This is a genomic window from Desulfobotulus mexicanus (assembly GCF_006175995.1).
Taxonomy (GTDB): Bacteria; Desulfobacterota; Desulfobacteria; order Desulfobacterales; family ASO4-4; genus Desulfobotulus; species Desulfobotulus mexicanus.
The window spans coordinates 1-1749 of record NZ_VDMB01000062.1; the positions used below are offsets into that span (position 1 = coordinate 1).

General features: G+C 45.2%; 4 protein-coding genes. 2 read left to right on the plus strand and 2 right to left on the minus strand.

Annotated elements, in window-relative coordinates:
• Window positions 1-232, plus strand: a 232-nt coding sequence (locus FIM25_RS17445) for a hypothetical protein (RefSeq protein ID WP_218961498.1), incomplete at its 5' end; no start/stop codon positions are given.
• On the opposite strand, the gene FIM25_RS16870 is transcribed toward FIM25_RS17445, so the two are convergent.
• Together FIM25_RS16870 and FIM25_RS16875 are read right to left on the minus strand one after the other, a co-directional pair.
• Window positions 229-576: a DNA ligase-like domain-containing protein gene (locus FIM25_RS16870; protein ID WP_139451016.1), complete on the minus strand. Its 348-nt coding sequence runs from the start codon at window positions 574-576 to the stop codon at window positions 229-231. The genes FIM25_RS17445 and FIM25_RS16870 overlap by 4 nt on opposite strands.
• Before the next feature lie 116 nt (window positions 577-692).
• On the minus strand, window positions 693-908 hold the full coding sequence (locus tag FIM25_RS16875) for a hypothetical protein (protein ID WP_139451017.1): 216 nt from the start codon (window positions 906-908) through the stop codon (window positions 693-695).
• A 464-nt stretch (window positions 909-1372) separates the two neighbouring features.
• On the opposite strand from FIM25_RS16875, the gene FIM25_RS16880 reads away from it, so the two are divergent.
• Window positions 1373-1749, plus strand: a 377-nt coding sequence (locus FIM25_RS16880; RefSeq protein WP_139451018.1) for a transposase, incomplete at its 3' end; no start/stop codon positions are given.

The following is a 1749-nucleotide window of genomic DNA, read 5'->3' on the forward strand; positions in this document are numbered from 1 at the left end:
CCATCAGGCGAATAAAGACTGGTCGGCTGCGGAACCGCTGCTGCGACGGGCGATGTCAAGGGTAAGTGAAACAGCAAATCGGAGGTCTGTGCCTTCGAGCTTCGGTATCCGGAGACAGAGCTGTTCGTCCGTCAAAGACAGATCGGAATGTATCGAGGTCGTGGATGCTGTAGCCGCAAGGCGAGAGCCACGAAGAGATGCAGCCCTTGCTGTCAGAACCCCCTGGCTTTAGCCATGGGGAGGTTCAGGCATGACAATGGAAGCGGTCTTTTCAAAGGCTTGTCTGCCTGCCCAAAGCTCGCCTTCGATGGCAAAGGGCGGGAGGCCCGCAGTAAAAAAATCCGGAGGAAAAAGGGGGGTGCCGTTTCTGCTGAACATGGATGTACCATCCCAGTATCCTCGGATGCCATCCAGCTTTTCACTCATCCACCAGCCCCTGATCTCCCTTTCTTCCGAATAGACTTCCGGCAGCATGGGGTCGAGATCCATGGCAGAGGAAAATAGGGGCAGAGACAGAAAGAAAAGAAGGCAGAGAACAAGGGGAGAAAGAAGTGGATCCGGTTTTAACCGCAGCATTTCATCTCCTTTGAAAAGGATTTATAAGATTTTCCCGGTTAGCACCATGCTTCCCTTTTCCATGTGCACAAGAAAGTCCAGCCAGTTCAGCCCTTCCAGATGGTGGGTTGCAAGGATCAGGGTTTTTCCGGTGTTGAAATCGGGAAAAAAGCTCTTACAGAGTATATCTTACCAATTTTAATTTTGAGTCCGGTTTTGAAATTTGACATTTCAGCAATGATTCCTAATAAACCGGCAGGGTAATATCCTGATATATTTGTATTTTCAAAACTAAAGATGTGGTATTTGTTTTTTATCAAATCATCGAAAAAGGGTCTTCCTGTCTTATTCATTTTATATCATTTGCAATAGCCTGATATTATAAATTGTTTTCATCAAAAGGCAGTCTGATTACCACGATCTTTCAGCCATATGAGCCTTCAACCATGGCCTGACAGCAATCAGATCTGCAAACTGTGGCTGGGTCAGGTGTGTAATCAGAAAAGGTAATGTTTACAGAATGGGAAGCTACGTTGCCGCATTCTCAAGCGGCCAACATGGATTTTTGGTTGGCTAATTACCTTTTATTTCAGTGATTTTGCGAGTTTTTGACCAAGTTCACAGGCTTTTTTCATTGCTTGATCATCTTGCTTTACCTTTGCTTTATCAAAAATTTTTAACACAGTTGATGGACTCGCAAAAAAACAAAATTTCATAACCGTTTAAATTTGTTGTCTTTATATGATTTTGCTATTGATTTAAAGAGCCGTTTTTGGTATGTATATCCTGTGATATTAATCTATTATAAGGATTTTGCATGATCTACGTCAAAGACCACAAACAGTACGACATGTTCAGCCCGTTTGAGCATCTTGGTCCAAAGAGGCTGGCTCTTCTGGAGTCATCATGGGCGCATCTGTTTCGTGAAGAAATCCTCCACAGACTTCCGGTCAAGAAACTGTWTCATCTCTTTGACGACGGGAAGGGTCGGCCTACCAAGGAACTCCATGCCATGCTCGGACTTGTTTTGTTACAGCAGATGGAGGATCTGACTGATGATCAGGCKATTCGGCAATATGCCCTTAATATCGAGTGGCACTATGCACTGAACATTACATACCCTTCCGACTCCAGCTGCTATGTGGCTCACCGAACCCTTTGGGGCCTGAGGGATAAAATCGGGCAGCTTGGGCT

What these genes read in the sequence shown, in the direction of transcription:
- FIM25_RS16875 (WP_139451017.1), bottom strand. Translation starts at nt 908, where the DNA reads ATGAATAAGACAGGAAGACCCTTTTTCGATGATTTGATAAAAAACAAA.
- FIM25_RS16870 (WP_139451016.1), bottom strand. Translation starts at nt 576, where the DNA reads ATGCTGCGGTTAAAACCGGATCCACTTCTTTCTCCCCTTGTTCTCTGC.